The following is a 17,376-nucleotide window of genomic DNA, read 5'->3' as shown; positions in this document are numbered from 1 at the left end:
ACCTCATCGTTTCGATCGAAGACAGGAAAGAGAGCATATCGTGCAAGGCAAGATCGCGCTTGAAGAACATTTCGCCATTCCCGAGACGCTGCAGGATTCGGCCGGATTCGTGCCGGGCGACTACTGGACCGAACTGTCCGCCCGGCTTCTCGATATCCAGGACAAGCGTTTGCGGCTTATGGATGCCCACGGCATCGAAAAAATGATCCTGTCGCTGAACGCTCCGGCCGTGCAGGCGATCCCGGACAAGGCCAAGGCCCTGGAGATTTCCCGGCGCGCCAACGACTTTCTGGCGGAGCAATGCGTCAAGAACCCCAAACGTTTTCTGGGATTTGCCGCTTTGCCCCTGCAGGATCCGGATGCGGCAACGCAGGAACTGCAGCGCTGCGTAACGACGCTGGGCTTCGTCGGCGCACTGGTCAACGGCTTCTCGCAGGAGGGCGACGGAACGACGCCGCTCTATTACGACCTGCCGCAATACCGCCCGTTCTGGGCCGAAGTCGAAAAACTCAACGTTCCCTTCTATCTGCATCCGCGCAACCCGCTGCCGCAGGATAGCCGGATCTATGCCGGCCACTCCTGGCTGATGGGCCCGACATGGGCGTTCGCGCAGGAGACCGCTGTTCATGCGCTGCGCCTGATGGGATCCGGCCTGTTCGACGAACATCCGGCTTTGCGGATCATCGTCGGCCACATGGGCGAGGGGCTGCCATTCATGATGTGGCGCATCGACAACCGGAATGCCTGGGTCAAGGTGGAAAAGAACTATCCGGCCAAACGCCCGATTGCCGATTATTTCAACGAGAATTTCTACATCACGACGTCGGGGAATTTCCGCACGCAATCGCTGATCGATGCTATGCTGGAAATCGGCGCGGACAGAATTCTGTTTTCGACAGACTGGCCATTCGAAAACATCGACCACGCTGCAAACTGGTTCGACAGCGCCACCATTTCCGAAGCCGACCGGCTGAAGATCGGTCGCACCAATGCGGTTTCACTGTTCAAACTCGATCGATAGCATGGTCGCACCTTTCAGATACACGGCCAGCGCGGCTGAGATCATCTTCGGGAGCGGCTCGCTGAGCCGTCTCGCCGAGGCGGTGGCAACGCAGGGCGGCAAACGCGCCCTGATCCTTTCGACCCCACACCAGAAGCTAGAGGCAGAACGCATCGCTGCCTCCCTCGGCCCGCTCGCGGCGGGACTGTTCCACGAAGCGGCGATGCATACGCCGGTCGATGTGACCGAACGTGCGATGGCTAGATACAACCAAGCAGGCGCCGATTGCGTCGTCGCGATCGGCGGCGGATCGACGATCGGGCTCGGCAAGGCAATCGCCTATCGCAACGACGCGCCGCAGATCGTGGTCGCGACGACTTATGCGGGCTCGGAGGTCACACCGATCCTCGGCCAGACGGAGAACGGCCAGAAGACGACAGTGCGTGGAGCGGGCATCCTGCCCGAGGTGGTGATCTACGATCCTGAACTGACATTGGGCCTGCCGGTCGAGATCAGCGTCAGCAGCGGGCTCAATGCAATGGCGCATGCGGTCGAAGGTCTCTACGCAGAGGACCGCAATCCAATCTCGTCAATGATGGCGATCGAGGGCCTGCGGGCGCTGAAGCACGCTCTGCCTCAGATCGTCCAAGCCCCTCGGGACATCGAAGCGCGAAGCGAAGCGCTTTACGGGTCCTGGCTGTGCGGCACCGTGCTCGGAACGGTCGGGATGGCCCTGCATCACAAGCTTTGCCACACGCTCGGCGGCAGCTTCGATCTGCCGCATGCCGAAACCCATGCGGTCGTTCTTCCCCATTCCGCCGACTATAACGCCGCAGCCGCAACGGATGCGCTAAGGCCTGCCGCCGGGCTTTTCGGCGGCTCGCTCGGCCGCGGTCTTTATGATTTTGCCGCTTCGATCGGCGCCCCCCTGGCGCTGCGAGATCTCGGCATGAAGGAGGCCGATCTGGACCGCGCGGCGGAAATCGCCGCCCGGAATCCCTATTGGAACCCGCGTCCGATCGAAGGAAAAGCGATCCGGGCTTTGTTGCAGAGCGCCTGGGAGGGCGCGCGGCCGCGTTAACGCTTCAGGAGGATGGCCACGTGCCTGAATATTTCAGCGAAGAGAGATCGGTGGAAGCCGTCAACGCGCGCATGGGGCGGGACATCAATCCGCGCCTGGCCGAAATCATGGCGTCGCTGGTCAAGCATCTGCATGCTTTTGCCAGGGATATCAGCCTGAGCCAGGAGGAATGGGCGTTGGCCATCGGCTTCCTGACCCGAACCGGCCATCTCTGTCATGACGAGCGACAGGAGTTCATCCTGCTCAGCGATACGCTGGGTTTCTCGATGCTGATTGATGCGATCAACAACCGGCGTCCGCCGGGCGCGACGGAGAATACCGTGTTCGGGCCGTTCCATGTCGAAGGGGCGCCCATGCGGCATATGGGTGAAAACATCTCGCTCGACGGCAAGGGCGAGAGTTGTCTGTTCATCGGGCGGGTGCTCGATCTTAACGGCAATCCGATCGAGGGAGCCCGGATCGATGTCTGGTCGGATAATGCCGACGGTTTCTACGACGTCCAGCAGCCGGATATCCAGCCGAAATGGAACAACCGGGGCATTTTCGTCACCGGCGCCGATGGCGCCTATAGTTTCGTCGGCATCAAACCGGTCTCCTATCCGATCCCGGATGACGGCCCGGTCGGCCAGATGCTGGCCTCCCTCGGCCGCCATCCCTACCGTCCCGCCCACACCCATTACCTGATCACGGCTCCGGGTTATCAGAAGCTCGTAACCCACACGTTCGTCGGCGACGATCCCTATCTGGAATCCGATACGGTGTTTGGCGTAAAACACAGCCTTGTCGCGCCTTTCGAGCGCATAGATCGTCCGACCATCTGGCGCTCCGACTTCGATTTCGTGCTGACGCCAGTGGAGGACAGACGATGATCGTTGCCCGCCATGCGGTATCCGACCCCGGCAAGGCCGCAGAACGCTCGCGATTGCTCGAGGAACACAAGGCCTATCTGCAAGGCGCAGCGGTCCGCATCCTGCTTTCAGGCCCTTCCGCGCTGCCGGCGGAGGGCAGGGGTTCAACCGCCCTCGTGATCGCGGAGGTCGAGACACTCGCCGAGTTTGAGGCCTTCAGCACAGGAGATCCCTTCGTCCGCTCCGGTGTTTACGCGAGCGTCGAGATCTTCGAATGGCGGCCCACGCTGGGGCTTCTATTGGAAAGGCTCTCCGACGGCGGCTGAAAACCTGACGATCGCCGACCTCAACTGCCGAAGCCGGTCATATCGAATACCGCGGCATTGTCCTGAATCTCGCGCAGCCCCTTATACGACGCATGGCGGAGACTGCCGTCAGCCGTCCAGCCGCGAAACTCGATCTCGGCGATGAGGGTCGGCTGCACGAAGACGTAGCGTTTTCCCTTCAGCGGAACGGCCGGCCGGCTCGTCTTCAACCGGTCGAGCGTCTTTTTCAGCTGCTCGGCATCCCCAGCGCTGAAACCGGTTCCGACCGACCCGACGGAAATCCAGTCGAAACCCTTCTTGCCGGCGAGCAGCAGGCTGCCGATACCGCCGCGAGCGGATGCCGATTGTTCGTAACCGACGATCATGAAGCTCTCGCTCTCGACGCACTTGATCTTCAGCCAGTCGCCGGTGCGGCCGCTGCCGTAGGGCCGGTCGCGATGCTTGGCGATAATGCCTTCCAGCCCATGATGGCAGGCGTGCTCGAGCAGCTCTTCTGGTGGCAGGTCTATTTCTTCGGAAAAGTGGATCGTTGCATTGTCGCCCTCCGGTATCAGGTCTTCAAGAAGGTGCCGGCGCACGGCAAGCTCGGTGCCTGTGAGGTCATGGCCGTCCAGATACAAAAGGTCGAAGGCGTAAAAAATGGACTCGGTCGAAACCCGCTTGCCGCCGCGACCGCCGAGCGACCGTTGCAGCGCGCCGAAATCCGATCGGCCGTGCTCGTCGAGAACCACCGCTTCCCCGTCCAGTATGGCGGTGGCCACGCCGAGTTCTTTGGCGGCCGCGGCGATGGTGGGAAAGCGGTGCGTCCAGTCATGGCCGCCGCGGGTGAGGACACGAACGCCCTTCGGCTCGATGTGGATCGCCAGCCGGTAGCCATCCCACTTCACCTCGTAGAGCCAATCCGGCCCCACCGGCACGGTGGGTTTCAACAGCGCCAGGCAGGGCTCGATCCTTGCCGACATCGGATCGAAGGGAAGGCTTGGCTGGTCGGGATCGCGCTTGCGGATCGGACGAGACTGCAGCGTCGTGTTGGACTCGTTGAGGAATGGCAATGAGGGGCGGCGCGAGCGCGTCATGATCGTTGTCTGTCCTTCCCGGACTGGTTTTCAGGCTCTTCTCCAAACACGATGTCGCCTTTCCCACTCTGCTCAATCGGATGTAGGTCCGGCGAGTATTTCGGCAAGAACCATAGCCTGGCGCCGCAGACGCTACACGGCCTGCACACTCCGGTCCTTCGGCAGAGAGATCGTCATCGCCGCGGCGACGGCGGCCGTAACTGCAACGGCGACATAGATGCCGCTGAAACTCTCAGTCAATGTCTTGATCACGCCGCCAAAGAAATTCCCAGTCGTGCCGCCGATGCCTTGGAACACGGTGCAGATGCCTAAGACAGTCACCGCGACGCGGGGCGTGGCGCGATGTGAGACGTAGGCCGGCAGCAAGCCATAGATCGGATAAAAGCCCAGCGAAAAGAAGATGCCGGACAGGATCGAGAGTTCCATCGAGGGATCGAGAACGACGAGGGCGCCGGCGGCGAGGAAGCTTGAGTAACAGGTAAGCATGGCATAGCGCGATCCGAGACGCGACGATATTGTGCCAATGGCGAAGCCTGCGCTGATCCCCACCGCCCCGATCGTTGCCCAGAGCCATGAGGCAAAGCCGACGGAGTAGCCGAGTTCCTCGCGCAGAAACGGCGAGAGATAGGTGAGATAAGGATATGGCATCAGGCCGTTGATGAAGCCGAGCGCGAAGATCAGCGTCACCCATGGCATGATGGAGCGCAGGCTTGCTGAACCGCCGGCAGTTGGCGCCAGCGTTTCGTGACTTGTCCCGTTGTCGAAGAGGCCGGCCCGCCCGAAGAGAATGTGGGTGACAACGGCCAGTGCGATCGTGGCCGCGCCTGTGAGGAACCAGACCATCTGCCAGTGACCGCTTCCGGCGTATGCCGCCACGAGTGCGCTGTTGATGAGGACGCCAAAGGCCGGGGCGCTGGAGATCAGGCTCATGGCAAAGCCGCGCTGTTCTGCTCTCACCACCCGCGAGGCAAGATTAATCATCGGCACGAAAGTCGATGCGCCAGTCGCGCCGGCGACCATCAACAGGCCGGCAACCACATAGAGATTGTCGTTGATGGGGATGCTCGACAGGCAGAGCCCGCAGAGCGACACGGACGCCACCACCGTCCGTGCGGCGCCGATGCGATGGACGAGCCAGGTACCGAGCACGGCGAATGCCACTGTGGAGAACTGCACCAGGCCGGTGACCGTGCCGACGAAGGCATAGTCGAAGGCAAGATCTTTCCGCATATCGGGGATGATTTGAGGAAAAAGGCTGAGGCCGAATCCGTAACACGTGCCGACGCAGGCAATCATGACGGCGACGAGGACGTTATCATGGATACGGACGCTAGTCATGATGATCGACCTCTGTTGGCAACCGTGTTCGCGCTCCCGCTCGACGCGATGATCATCTAGCATCGGCAGCCGGCGCACTGTCGGATCTGCGACGCCAGCTGCCTAAAACCTATACAAGCTAAGGGAGCGCAGAGCACGCGCTACGGCGTGCTCGCCTATGCTTTTCGCTGAACCGATCGCGCCGCCGAAACAGCCAGCTCGATCGATCACCCGTTGACGCTCCGAACGCTCGCAACGCTGCCGTCGCAGCCCGCCCGGCGCTGAGCAAGCGCCTTGACCGAAAAGAGCGCGTACATGATCAACGGAAGGCAGACGAGATAGGATGTCCTGATGCCCGCATGTTCGGCAATGAAACCGAGCAGCGGCGGCGCCAGGAAGAAGGCGACGAAGGTCATCTGGCCAAGGGCGGCGACGTTGAGATGCGCCGCGCGATCTGTGCGCTGGGCCGCCGCCGAGACGGCGAGAGGATAGACCGCGCTGCAGCCGGCGCCCATCAAGGCAAAGCCCGCCAGTGCCACATAGGCATGCGGAGCGCCCCAGACGGCGCAAATGCCGATCGCCGAAAGGACAAGCAACATCGTGGCGACGGCCCGCGGGCCAAACCGATCGACCAGCGGATCGACGAACAGGCGCGCCAGTGCCATGCAGAAAGTAAAGAGCGTCAATCCTAGCCCGCCAATGAAGGGCTCGACTGAAAACACGTCGCGCATATAGATCGCCGACCAGTCGATCCCTGCACCTTCGACGAGAAAGGCCGCGATGCCGATCACGCAGAGCGGCATGAGGCTCCGGGTGGGAAGCGCCACCAGTGGCGCCTTGCCTTCATTCAACGGGGACCGCGCGGGCGCATTGCGCATGCCTGAAATCACCCAGACGCCGAGCACAAGCACCGCGGCAAAGGTCACGGCGAGATGGAGTTGCATCGAAATACCGGCTTGGCGGACGACTGAGGAGACAAGCGCCGTGACAAAGAAGCCGAGGCTCCAGAAACCATGCGCCCTGTTCATCACGCCGCGTCCTAGCTGTGCTTCGATGCGATCAATCTCGACATTGAGATTGATCTCCAGCGCCCCGGCGAGCATCCCCTCGACGAAAAGCACACAGAACACGACCGGCGCCGCCCCAATCCACGGCACCAGCGACAGCAGCGCAGACGTGCCAAGAACAGTAATGAATGCCGTTGTCCGCGCGCCAAGCCGGGCGATCACGGGCGAAGACAAAGTCAACGAAATCAAGGCGCCGATCGCAGCCCCTATCAACATCAACCCAAGCTCGGACTTGTCGACGCCAAGCGCAACCTGCAAATCCGGCATCCTCGACAACAGCGCCCCCAGCGACACGGCGAAGAGAAAGAAGCAGACATAGATCCGCTGTTGCGGCGCGATTTTCATGATGCAACTCCGATTGACGCTCGAAGTCGAACGCGCGCTTTTGGATTTGTGATGTCTAACTCACAGGGGCGGAGATCAAAACCTTATTCTGAGGAGATGCGACGGAGCAAGCGAAGGCGGTTGGCTTCCTGCGACCGCTGCCGGCGGGGACGTTCCGGATCAAGCGCCATGCGGGCGCTTCTGCCTGGCCGATGCTGGCGGTCTAAGCGCCAACCGCAACTGCGGCTCCGTTCCAGCGGCCCGCCGCTCCAGCGACGATAGTGAGACGCCGAGCAGAATCACGCTCTCACGGCAGCTGAGCGCCGCTGACGGCGACATAGACCGAATAGATCGAACGTGTCGCCGCAATAAACAGCCGGTTGCGCTTGGGACCACCGAAGGTGAGGTTGGCGACGGTTTGCGGCACGCGGATCTTGCCGATCAGTTTGCCGGCAGGATCGAAGCAATGCACGCCATCACCAGCACTCGACCAGAGGTTTCCGGTCACGTCGGTGCGGATGCCGTCCGGAATGCCGCTGTCGATCAGGCAGAAGACCCGGCCATTCGTCAGCCTGTTGCCGTCGGCCACGTCGAAAGCCCTTATATGGCGCGGCAGGCTTTCATCGTGGCTTGCCGCCGAATCCGCCACGTAAAGAATGGTCTCGTCGGGTGAGAAGGCAAGGCCGTTCGGCTGGATGAAATCGGTGGCGACAGCCGCAAGCCCCCCGGTCGCCGGATCGAGCCGGTAGACGTTGCGGGTCGGCTGCTCCGGCACGGCGCGATAGCCTTCATAATCCGACATGATGCCGTAGGTGGGGTCGGTGAACCAGATCGTGCCGTCGGATTTCACCACCACATCGTTCGGCGAATTGAGCCTGGCGCCTTCGAAACGATCGGCGAGCACGGTAATCGAGCCGTCGACCTCGGTGCGCGTGACGCGGCGCATGCCATGTTCGCAGGAAATCAGCCGCCCCTGCCGGTCGCGTGTGTGGCCGTTGGCGAAGTTGGAGGGTTGGCGATAGACGGAGACGCCGCTCTCCGGCGTCCATCGCAGCATGCGCTGATTGGGAATATCGCTCCACAGCAATTGGTTCGCATCGTTGAACCAGACGGGACCCTCGGCCCAGCGGCAGCCGGAATAGAGTTCGTCGAGGCTAGCGCTCGTCACGATCAGCTGCCGGAATCGCGGGTCGTGGATTTCGTAGATGCTGGCGTCGGCCATGGCGGTCTTTCCGTTTATCGCATGCCGGCCCGGCGGCCGCCGGCGAGCATGATGACGCTGATGATGATGAGGCCGGTCATGATCAGGCGGATACCGGCGCCGACCCCGTAGGTGTTGAGCATGGAGACGACCAGGAACATGAAGAGCGAGGCGCCCCAGATGCCCGGCACGTTGGAATCGCCGCCGGCGACCGCCGTGCCGCCGATCACGACGACGGCGATCGACATCAACAGATATTCCGAGCCCATGTTGAGCGCTGCGCCGCCGGAAAAACAGGCGAGCAGATAGCCTGCGACGGAGGCGAGCACGGCGCAGAACAGATAGGTGACGAAACGCGTGCCGTCGACCGGTATGCCGGCCATGCGAGCCGCCGGCATGCTCTGGCCGATCGCCGAGATCCAGCGCCCGTAGATCGTCTTTTCGAGCAGGAACCAGGCAAGCAGCGAGATGAGGAGTGCTACGATCGCCACATTCGGCACGCCGAGCGTGTTCGACGTGCTGAATTCCGCCAGCAGGCCCGGAGGCTTGATCCGCAATCCGCGGTTCGTCCAGATCGCCGCGGACTGGACGATGAAGCTCATGGACAGCGTGGCGATGATCGGCGGAATGCGCAGCGCCTTGATCAGCGCATAATTGCCGAGGCCGACGACAAGGCCGAGGACGATGGCGATGAGAAGACCAGGCAGGATCATGCCGTTTTCGACATTCATCAGCTTCAGCGCCACCGTGCCGGCCAGCGTCATGGTGGCGGGAACCGAGAGGTCGATGTTGCCGGGACCGAGCGTGATGACGAACATCTGGCCGATACCGACGATGACCGAGAAGGCGGCGAAAGTGAGGGCTGCCTGCGACAAGCCGAGCGTGCTGGCGCCGAGCGTCACCATGATGGTCAGAAACCAGACGGCGAAGGCGGCAAGCCACGACCATATCCAGGGTTTGCCGAACAGACCGAACAGCGGAGTCATCGGCGTTTCTCCCGCTTCTCCAGGCGGTTGAGCATCAGGCGAAGCGCGAGCACGATGATCAGGATCGCGCCTTGCGCGCCGATCTGCCAGTCCGGCGAGATGCGCAGGAAGGACAGGAACGAGCCGGCGAGCGTCAGGGTCAGCGCGCCGATGACGGCGCCGACAGGGGAGACGCGGCCGCCGATGAACTCGCCGCCGCCAAGGATGACGCCGGCGATCGACAGCAGCGTGTAGCGTAGCGCGATATTAGCATCGGCCGAGGTCGTCAGGCCGACGAGGGCGATGCCGGCGAGCACCGCGAACAGGCCGGCGAGGCCGTAGGCGCCGGCGCGCGCCGCGACGATCGACCAGCCGGCGCGCTCGACCGAGCGCTGGTTGCCGCCGATGCCGCGGATCAGCACGCCGAGCGAGGAGCGCATGACGAGAAGATGGGCGACGGCGGCGATGGCGATGCTGGCGACGATCGCCATCGGCGCCAGCGGCGGCTTGACGGTCATCAGCCAACGCACCCAATCGGGCGCCTGGCCGCCCGGTGCCGGCAGCAGCAGCACGGCAAGACCGCCCCAGACAAAGCTCATGCCGAGGGTCACGACGATCGACGGCAGGTTGCGCAGATGGATGACGACGCCGAGGCCCGCATAGATGGCGATCGCGCCGGCAAGGATCAGGATGCCGACCGCCGGCGCATCGCGCAGAAAGGTGGCGGTGACGCAGGCGACGAAGCTGACGAAGGTGCCCATCGACAGATCGAGATCGTTGACCGCCATCACCAGCATCTGGGCGATCGTCGCAAGCGCGATGGGCACAGCCAGGTTGAACAGCAGGTTGAGCCCGACATAGCTCATGGCGCGCGGCTGCAGCCAGAAGACGGCGGCAAGCAGCAGCGTCAGCGACAGAGCGGGGATGGCAAGACGCAAGGCGTCGGACGAGAGCCGGAACGTCATGCGGCGACCCCTTCGAAGGAAGCGGCGATGATATTCGTCTCGTTGACGGCGTCGCCGGCGAGTTCGGCGGTGATGCGGCCTTCTCGGAAGACGTAGACGCGGTCGCAGAGGCGGACCTCGTCCATCTCAGTGGAGTACCAGATGAAGGTGCGGCCGTACGCCGCTTCCTCGCGGATGATCGCGTATACCTCCTGCTTGGTGCCGACGTCGACGCCGCGCATCGGATCGTCCATCAGGACGACAGGCGCGCGCGTCGCCAGCGCGCGGGCAAACAGCACCTTCTGCTGGTTGCCACCGGAAAGCGATAGGATGCGGTTGGCCATATCGGGCGTGCGGATCTCGATCCGCCGCTTCCAATCGGCGCCCTTGGTCTGCTCTTCATCGGCGAGGATAAGGCCGTGCCGGGTAAGGTCGCCGAGCGAGGCGATCGAGAAATTGCGCAGGATGCTCCAGAGTTCGAAGACGCCGTTGAGGCGGCGGTCGCCGGCAACGAAGGTGACGAGCGGATCGCGCTCGGGCAGCCAGTTGCTAGACTGCGCGGCATGCAGGGCGAGCAGCAATTCGGTCTGCCCGTGTCCCGCCAGTCCCGCCAGTGCGATGATCTCACCCTTTAGCGCCGTGAAGGGAAGGCCTTTCGTCTGATGAGACAGAATGAGCGGAGCGGTGGATTGGTCGCGCGTCGAGCGCTGCGCCGTCTCCTCCTTCGCAACGGTGCCCATCGCTTCGACGAGACCGTGATGGTCGAAGCCTGGCGCTGGGCGCTCGGCGACGATGCGGCCGTCCTTCATGACGACGATGCGGTCGGAGGTTTCGAGGATCTCGTGCAGGATATGCGAGATGAAGATGACGGAGCCGCCGACGGCAACGAAGCGGCGGACATGATCGAGCATCTGGCGGGCAAGGCTTGCATCGAGCGACGAGGTCGGCTCGTCGAGGATCACCAACCGCGGCGCAACGCCGGCATCGGAAAAAGCCATAGCAATCTCGACCATCTGCCGCTCGGCGATCGACAGATCGCCCACGGCCCGGCTGCTGTCGATGCCATGGCCGGGAAAGACGGCATCAAGGCTCTTCTCGATGATTCCAGCGGCGCGCCTACGCCAGCCGAAACCGCCGAGATGGCGATGCATGATGCGGGTGTTTTCGACGATGGAAAGATTGGGGCAGAGCGAAAGCTCCTGGAAGACGCAGCGCACCCCGCGGGCCCGCGCCGCGTTGATCCCATAGCGTTCCAGCCGCTCGCCGTCGCTCGCCACACTGCCTTCATGCGGCGTCAGGCCGCCGTTGATCACGCTGACGATCGTGGATTTACCGGCGCCATTGTGGCCGACCAGCCCGACGCATTCGCCCGGCATGACTCGGAGCGTGACGCCGTCGAGCGCTCTGACCGCGCCGAAGCTGACCTTGGCGCCATCGACGGCGATCACCGCCTTCAAAACCTCATTCATCCTGCCCGCCACATCTGCTTCACAAAGAATGCCGCGCCGCCATTTGCGGCCGCGCGGCAGTCGCCGGGAGATTTACTTGGCCTGCTCGATAACCTTGATGGCGTCTGCCTGCGTGTATTCCACGTTGGCAACGCCGCCGGCCTGCGTATTGGCGAGGTTGGTTTCGAGATTGTCCTGGTCGATGCGCAGGAAGGGCACGACGAGATCCTTCTTGACCTGCTTGCCATCGAGGATCTGCTGAGCGACCCAGAAGGCGAGCGTCGAGACGCCAGGCGCGATGGAAACGGACATGGTCTCGTAGCCCTTGGCGTCCTTCTGCTCCTTCCACCACTTCAACTCGTCTTCGCGGTTGCCCATGATGATGGTCGGCATCTTGCGGTCGGTCGCGGCAATCGCCTGCGCGGCGCCATAACCGTCGCCGCCCTGCGTCACCACGCCGACGATGTCGGGCAGGCTCGGCAGGATGCCGGCAACCGCCTTCTGCGCCACGTCCTGCGCCCAGTCTCCGTGGACGGAGCCGACAACCTTGAACTGCGGGAACTGCTTGACGCCGTCGTGAATGCCGGCCGAGATCTCGTCATCGACGAAGACACCGGCCAGACCACGGATCTCGAGCAGGTTGCCGCCCTGCGGGAGTTTCTTCGACAGGTACTCCACCTCGCTGCGGCCCATTTCCTTGAAGTTGACGGCGATGCGCCAGGCGCAGGGTTCAGTGACGATGCCGTCGAAGGACACCACGGTGATGCCCGCGTCGCAGGCTTCCTTGACCGCGCCGTTCAGCGCCGTCGGCGAGGCGGCATTTAACACGATGGCGTCATAACCCTGCAGGATCATGTTCTGGATCTGCGCCGCCTGCTCCGTCGCCTGGTTCTCGGCGGTGGTGAAGGGATCGGCGGCGGCAACGACGCCGGCCTTGACCGCCTCGCCGGTGACTTTGCCCCAGCTCGTCAGCATGGCCTGGCGCCAGGAGTTGCCGGCATAATTGTTGGAAAGGGCGATTTTCTTGGCCGACGTGTCGGCAAAGGCGGAAACGGGCATCGCGGCGCAAGCAATAGCGGCCGATGCCAGAAGCATCTTACGAATTGTCATGTCTCTCTCCCTCTGATCGCGCCGGTCGGCGGATCGTTCACTCCTGCGCGCCCAAAATGGGCTCGAGTGAAAATTGTTCTTGCACTGAGCTTCCTCCTCTCAGTAAGGGCAGGATGCGGGAGATCGACCGGGCTGTACAGGGGCAAGGCAGCAAGTCGTTTGCGGGTTTTGCGCAATTAGCTGCGGGTTTACGCAAGACGGCGGCGCTTCCGCGGGCGCTTACTGCAAAGGGCGCGCTGCGGGTTGAGGAGCCTGCTGCCGTCTCGGGGAGGAACCACCATGCTGCATCGCGCACCCGCAGCCATGTTCGACCACTATCTCGGCATTTCCCGGCTGCTCGCGGGCCAGCTCGACTTCCGCTCGGCCATCCGTTCGGTTGCGGCCGAGGTCGCCCATATCATCCCGCACGACCACCTCGACGTCTGCGTGCTGCTGGAGGGCGGCAACTACCACACGGCCTATGAGACCGGCATCGAAACCGCCTGGGGCGACCTTGCCGGCGCGCCCGTGGTCAACAGCCCGATCCGTTCGCTGCTCCGGGGCGAGGTGGATTTTCTGCTGGCGGACGATGCCATGACGGACCAGCGTTTCCACTTCGAGGGCGCCTTCAAGCGGCCGATCGTCGAAGAGTCGCTGCGGAGCCGCCTGCATGTGCCGATGAAGGTGCAGGGCACGATCATCGCGGCGCTCTCCTGTTCATCGCGAACGGCGGGCGTCTATACGATGGAGGATATCGAACGCGCCCGCATCATCGCCGACTTGCTGACCCCCTATTTCTTCGCGCTGCAGGCTGCCGAGCAGGCGCAGCGCTCGGCCATCGTCGAGGCGGAGGCCCGGGCCCGCGAGGAGGGGCTGCGGCAGGGCGCGCTGAAGCTGACCGAGGCGCTGGAGCAGGAACGCCAGCGGATCGGCATGGACCTGCACGACCAGACGCTCGCCGACCTGACGCGGCTCGCCCGCCGGATCGACCGGCTGTCGCGCAACGGCGAGGTGACGCCCGAGGCGCTGGAGCCGGTCTCCCGCTCGCTGCAGCATTGCATGCAGGATCTGCGGCAGATCATCGAACAGGCCAAACCCTCGGTGCTCCAGCTCTTCGGCCTCGCGCAGGCGATCGAGCATCATCTCGACCGGTCGACCCGCGACACCGGATCGGCCATCGAATGGGGTCTGGTCGACGAAACGCACGGCGCATTGGAGCGACTGGAACCGACCGTCAGCGTCGCGCTGTTCCGGATTGCCCAGGAGGCGATCAACAATGCGGTGCGCCATGCCGCGCCGCTCGCCGTCACGGTGCGGCTCGAGGCCGACGAGGAGCGGCTGTCGATCGAGATCTTCGACGACGGCAGCGGGCTCGCCAAGGCGCGCGGACGGATCGGCGGCGGCATCGACAATATGAAGACCCGTGCGCGGCTGATTTCGGCGCGCTTCACCACCGGCCCCGGCCACAACAATCGCGGCACCGTGGTGCGCGTCGTCCTGCCGCTAACCCCGCACGACCCGGCGAGCGGGCCGGACCGAGGAGAGACACGATGAAGGTTCTGATCGTCGAGGACGACCCGCTGCACCGCTCCTATCTGCACGAGGCGGTCAACGCCGCCCTGCCGGAATGCGATACGGTGATCGAGGCCGAGAACGGCACGGTCGGCGAGAAGCTAGCGCGCGACCACAAGTCGGCGCATATCGTCATGGACCTGCAAATGGCGAGCCGCAACGGCATCGAGGCGGCGCGCACCATCTGGAAGGAGCGGCCGGAGACCCGCATCCTGTTCTGGTCGAACTATTCTGACGAGGCCTATGTGCGCGGCGTCTCGCGCATCGTGCCGGATGGCGCCGCCTACGGCTATGTGCTGAAATCCGCCTCCGACGAGCGGCTGAAGCTGGCGCTGCGCTCGATCTTCATCGAGAGCCAATGCGTCATCGACCGCGAGGTGCGCGGCCTGCAGCAGAAGAGCCTCGGCCAGACCAACGGCTTTACCGATTCCGAATACGAAATCCTCGTCGATATCGCGCTCGGTCTCACCGACCGGGCGATCGCCAAACGCCGCGGCCTGTCGCTGCGCAGCGTGCAGAACCGCCTGCAGCAGCTCTACGACAAGCTCGATGTCTATCAGAGCGCCGGCGACGACCACGAGGACGGCCGCTTCAATCTCCGCGCCCGCGCCATCACGGTGGCTTTCCTGCGCAAGCTCCTGAATTACAGCGCTCTGGAGCGGGCCGAGGCAGAGTTGCAGGAGTGGCTCGACGGAAAGTAGTCCGGAGCTGCTGGAAAGCCTATAATCTGCCCAGGCGGGTCAGGCGATCGCTTTCAACGGCGCCCGGCTGCTCGGCGCCGCCTCAGGCTTGCCGAACAGGAAGCCCTGCATCTGCGCCGGCTGGCTTGCATGAAGGATCGAAAGCTGTTCCTGCGTCTCGACGCCTTCGGCAATCACCGGCAGGTTGAGCGTCGACGCCATCTCGATGACATTCTCAAACAGCGCCCTGATGGTGGGATCGACGCCGATGCCGGCAAGGAAACGTCTGTCGATCTTCAGCTTGTCGAACGGAAAATCCCGCAGATGGGCGAGCGAGGAATAACCGGTCCCGAAGTCGTCGAGAACGACCCGGATACCCGTCGCCCGGAGCTGACCGAGCGTGGAAAGCACGGCGGCCCGATCGTGGAACAGCGCCGACTCGGTGATCTCGAGCTCCAGACGGTCAGGCTGCAGCCCGGTTTTCGCAAGAATTTGCGAGACCTGCTCCACCAGGTTCGGCATCAGGAACTGAACCGGCGAGATGTTGACCGCGATCGCCAGCGGAGTTTTCCACGAGGCTGCTTCGATGCAGGCCTGTTCCAGAACCCAGATCCCGATGGGGATGATGCAGCCGGTTTCTTCGGCGGCAGCGATGAAGTCCGCCGGGGCAAGGACGCCTCGGCTTGCATGGCGCCAGCGCAACAGCGCCTCATAACCGCACGGCTCTTGCGAGCATGTGTCGACGATCCTCTGGTAGACGAGGAAAAGCTCTCCTTTGGCGAGTGCGTGCCGCAGATCGTGTTCGAGCTGCCGCTTGGCATGCAGTTCGATGTCCATCGCCGCCTCGAATGTGCAGGCTCTGCCGCGGCCGCCGCTTTTGGCTCGGTAGAGAGCCATATCGGCATTGTTTCTGAGACGCCGACCGGTAACGCCGTGCTCGGGGTACAAGGCAATCCCGATGCTGGCGCCGAATCCCGAAGAGGTCGCGAGCTCTGCGAATTCGTGGGCGAAAGCCGTCAGCAGATCTGCTGACAGTGCTTCCGTCCGTTGGCGGGACGCGTTTTCGAGGATGATGCAGAATTCATCTCCGCCCATGCGGGCGATCGTCACATCGGCCGGCAAAGCGCGGATCAGGACCTGCGCGACGCGCTGAAGCACCGCATCCCCTTCGGCATGGCCGAACGTGTCGTTGACGAGTTTGAACCGATCGAGATCGAGGGCAAGAAGCGCCAGCCCGCTTAGTGTTTCTGCAGCGCCTGATATCGCCATCTCGAAACGCCCGTCGAATTCGCGGCGGTTCGCCAGGCCGGTCAATGGGTCATGCCGCGCCATATGCTCGATCCTGCGGCTCGCCTCATGGCGCTCCGTCAGATCGCGTACGGCGATCACCTGGCATTCGCGCCCACGATATTCGATCGTTCGAGCCAGAATCTCGACCGGAATCATGTCCTGGCCCGCGCGCAACACCGCTCCCTGGCAGGTGTCGATGCCGAGGCGCCTTTCGACCGCAAGCACCGCGTCGACCGGCTGCCCTTTCAGAAACGCGGCTGCCTTACCGGCCATCGCAGCGAATTTCTCGTTGAGATCGATGACGACATTCTCCTGGGCGATGACCAGCCCCTCGAACGAGGCATTCGCCAGCCCGCGCAGATCGGTCAAATGACGGTCGAGAAACAGCGCTGCGGCCGCTCCGAGCAGGATCAATGTGGAGATGATCGAGACGGCGATGGCGATGGCGATCCGATCGACGGAGGAGAGATCGGCGTGCACGGGCTCGGCCGAAGGGGTGATCTGGACACCGCTCATCGACACGGTGTGGAGGCTGCAGATCGCCAGGACGATGCACGCCGCGCCGGCAAAAATGTGAAAACGCCTGCTTGCGCTATGCCGCAGGGCCGCAACCGCAACGATGCCGAAGCCGATTGCCATCGCACAGGCGACGATCGATTTGTCCAGGACGAGCGAAACCATGCTCAAAGGCGTGATCGCAAGCAGCCCGACGAAATGCATTGCCGCAACGGCAACGCCAAACAGGACCCCGCCGGATGCCTGGACAAGCTGGCCGCCATTGATGAAAGCGATTTCAACCGCCACCGCAAACAGGACGATGGCGGCGATAATCGACAGAATGATCAGAGGTCCGTCATAGCCGATCGGCACCGGGCCGGCATAAGCCAGCATCGCGATAAAATGGGTTGCCCAGGTGCTGGCGCCGAGGACGACGGCAGCAGCGATGAGCCAGGAGTGGTGATGGTGCCGCACGCATTCCTGCGCACGCGTCAACATGAAAACCGCCGTCAGGCTGCCGAAGCAGCAGATCGACAGGGCAACGAAAAGCAGCGTCCAGTCATGCTGGTCGGTGATACATGAAATCACAGTGAACATGGCATCTCCCGAAGGTGCGGGGAGGGTGCCAAAGCGGGCCTAACGAAATCATA

15 protein-coding genes are annotated in these 17,376 nt (G+C 63.2%); 6 read left to right on the top strand and 9 right to left on the bottom strand.

Annotated features, from left to right (window positions below; all coding sequences use genetic code 11):
• Positions 1–40: 40 nt before the first annotated feature.
• Genes tsdA through ATY75_RS30210 form a run of 4 tightly spaced genes read left to right on the top strand, consistent with a single transcriptional unit; the run spans position 41 to position 3,255 of the window.
• Positions 41–1,021 (top strand): gamma-resorcylate decarboxylase, encoded by a 981-nt coding sequence (tsdA, locus tag ATY75_RS30225; protein ID WP_088940300.1) that lies wholly within the window; start codon positions 41–43, stop codon positions 1,019–1,021.
• A 1-nt stretch (position 1,022) separates the two neighbouring features.
• Complete coding sequence (locus ATY75_RS30220; protein ID WP_088940299.1) at positions 1,023–2,081, top strand: maleylacetate reductase; 1,059 nt, start codon at positions 1,023–1,025, stop codon at positions 2,079–2,081.
• A gap of 20 nt (positions 2,082–2,101) precedes the next feature.
• The gene (locus tag ATY75_RS30215; RefSeq protein ID WP_088940298.1) at positions 2,102–2,950 is read left to right on the top strand and encodes a dioxygenase; all 849 of its coding nucleotides are present in this window, start codon (positions 2,102–2,104) and stop codon (positions 2,948–2,950) included.
• Positions 2,947–3,255, top strand: a complete 309-nt coding sequence (locus ATY75_RS30210; protein ID WP_088940297.1) for a YciI family protein — start codon at positions 2,947–2,949, stop codon at positions 3,253–3,255. The genes ATY75_RS30215 and ATY75_RS30210 overlap by 4 nt, the downstream gene beginning before the upstream one ends.
• Positions 3,256–3,275: 20 nt before the next feature.
• On the opposite strand, the gene ligD is transcribed toward ATY75_RS30210, so the two are convergent.
• From ligD to ATY75_RS30170, 8 genes are all read right to left on the bottom strand, one after another.
• Complete coding sequence (gene ligD, locus ATY75_RS30205) at positions 3,276–4,331, bottom strand: non-homologous end-joining DNA ligase (RefSeq protein ID WP_088940296.1); 1,056 nt, start codon at positions 4,329–4,331, stop codon at positions 3,276–3,278.
• 132 nt (positions 4,332–4,463) lie between these two features.
• Positions 4,464–5,669, bottom strand: a complete 1,206-nt coding sequence (locus ATY75_RS30200; RefSeq protein WP_088940384.1) for an MFS transporter — start codon at positions 5,667–5,669, stop codon at positions 4,464–4,466.
• A gap of 206 nt (positions 5,670–5,875) precedes the next feature.
• The gene (locus ATY75_RS30195; RefSeq protein WP_088940295.1) at positions 5,876–7,060 is read right to left on the bottom strand and encodes an MFS transporter; all 1,185 of its coding nucleotides are present in this window, start codon (positions 7,058–7,060) and stop codon (positions 5,876–5,878) included.
• A 286-nt stretch (positions 7,061–7,346) separates the two neighbouring features.
• Entirely contained in the window at positions 7,347–8,261 is a 915-nt protein-coding gene (locus ATY75_RS30190; RefSeq protein ID WP_088940294.1) for an SMP-30/gluconolactonase/LRE family protein, read from the bottom strand.
• 14 nt (positions 8,262–8,275) lie between these two features.
• Positions 8,276–9,226 carry an ABC transporter permease gene (locus tag ATY75_RS30185; protein WP_088940293.1) on the bottom strand — a complete coding sequence of 317 codons (951 nt, stop codon included), beginning with the start codon at positions 9,224–9,226 and terminating at the stop codon, positions 8,276–8,278.
• Positions 9,223–10,170, bottom strand: a complete 948-nt coding sequence (locus ATY75_RS30180) for an ABC transporter permease (protein ID WP_065092798.1) — start codon at positions 10,168–10,170, stop codon at positions 9,223–9,225. The genes ATY75_RS30185 and ATY75_RS30180 overlap by 4 nt, the downstream gene beginning before the upstream one ends.
• Complete coding sequence (locus ATY75_RS30175) at positions 10,167–11,618, bottom strand: sugar ABC transporter ATP-binding protein (protein ID WP_088940292.1); 1,452 nt, start codon at positions 11,616–11,618, stop codon at positions 10,167–10,169. Before ATY75_RS30175 ends, ATY75_RS30180 begins: the two co-directional genes overlap by 4 nt.
• A gap of 72 nt (positions 11,619–11,690) precedes the next feature.
• On the bottom strand, positions 11,691–12,707 hold the full coding sequence (locus ATY75_RS30170; RefSeq protein WP_088940291.1) for an ABC transporter substrate-binding protein: 1,017 nt from the start codon (positions 12,705–12,707) through the stop codon (positions 11,691–11,693).
• Between the two features lie 279 nt (positions 12,708–12,986).
• On the opposite strand from ATY75_RS30170, the gene ATY75_RS30165 reads away from it, so the two are divergent.
• Positions 12,987–14,240 (top strand): sensor histidine kinase, encoded by a 1,254-nt coding sequence (locus tag ATY75_RS30165; protein ID WP_064843442.1) that lies wholly within the window; start codon positions 12,987–12,989, stop codon positions 14,238–14,240.
• Positions 14,237–14,959 carry a response regulator transcription factor gene (locus ATY75_RS30160; RefSeq protein WP_064843440.1) on the top strand — a complete coding sequence of 241 codons (723 nt, stop codon included), beginning with the start codon at positions 14,237–14,239 and terminating at the stop codon, positions 14,957–14,959. The genes ATY75_RS30165 and ATY75_RS30160 overlap by 4 nt, the downstream gene beginning before the upstream one ends.
• 39 nt (positions 14,960–14,998) lie before the next feature.
• Here the strand turns inward: ATY75_RS30160 and ATY75_RS30155 are convergent, their stop codons facing one another.
• Entirely contained in the window at positions 14,999–17,323 is a 2,325-nt protein-coding gene (locus ATY75_RS30155; RefSeq protein ID WP_088940290.1) for an EAL domain-containing protein, read from the bottom strand.
• Positions 17,324–17,376 lie beyond the last annotated feature (53 nt).

Origin of the sequence: Rhizobium sp. N122, assembly GCF_002211295.1 — a bacterium.
GTDB lineage: Bacteria > Pseudomonadota > Alphaproteobacteria > Rhizobiales > Rhizobiaceae > Rhizobium.
The sequence above is the reverse complement of the archived record's forward strand: the minus strand, read 5'-3'. Positions and strand labels throughout refer to the sequence as shown.